Annotated in this window: 1 protein-coding gene; it reads left to right on the plus strand. The window is 40.5% G+C overall.

All coding sequences use genetic code 11. From position 1 onward, the window contains the following. Window positions 1-242 precede the first annotated feature (242 nt). Window positions 243-637, plus strand: a 395-nt coding sequence (locus OCV67_RS13465; protein ID WP_147644421.1) for a DEAD/DEAH box helicase family protein, incomplete at its 3' end; no start/stop codon positions are given.

Genomic DNA, 637 nt, shown 5'->3' on the forward strand with positions numbered 1-637 from the left:
ATTTACGAGGTTTGCGGGGCGTGTGGCACTGTGGCACATTTTCCCCCTATATATAAGATATATATTAAAATATATTATAATTTCCCCGTTTCAATAATAAAAAGTTTTTCTGACGAAACAATGCGCGATTTTGTGCCACAGTGCCACAACACGTTATAAACTACATAGATACGTGATTGAATTTGTGGAACAGCAAAGCCACAGTACGCCACATATGCCACATAAAGGAGTGATAAAAAGTTGTGATACAATTAAGAGATTATCAGATTGAATGTATTGATATTCTTGACAATGGACGTTACCTTGTACAAATGGCTACCGGACTAGGAAAAACCGTTACATTTGCAAATATCAGACGTCAGGGACGTATGCTTATACTTTCCCATCGTGAAGAGCTTGTGCGTCAGCCGTTAAAATATTTTGACTGCACAACCGGAATTGAAATGGCGTCGGAACGTTCTCATGGGGAAGAAATCGTATCGGCAAGCGTGCAGAGTATTGTTCACAGGCTTGATAATTTTGATCCTGATGAATTTGATGTGATTATAGTTGACGAAGCGCACCATTCAGCCGCCGGAACGTACAGAAAAGTACTGGAGCATTTTACACCGCGTCAGGTAATCGGTTTTACCGCTAC

The sequence above is a fragment of the Porcipelethomonas ammoniilytica genome, from assembly GCF_025567485.1.
GTDB classification, from domain to species: domain Bacteria; phylum Bacillota; class Clostridia; order Oscillospirales; family Ruminococcaceae; genus Porcipelethomonas; species Porcipelethomonas ammoniilytica.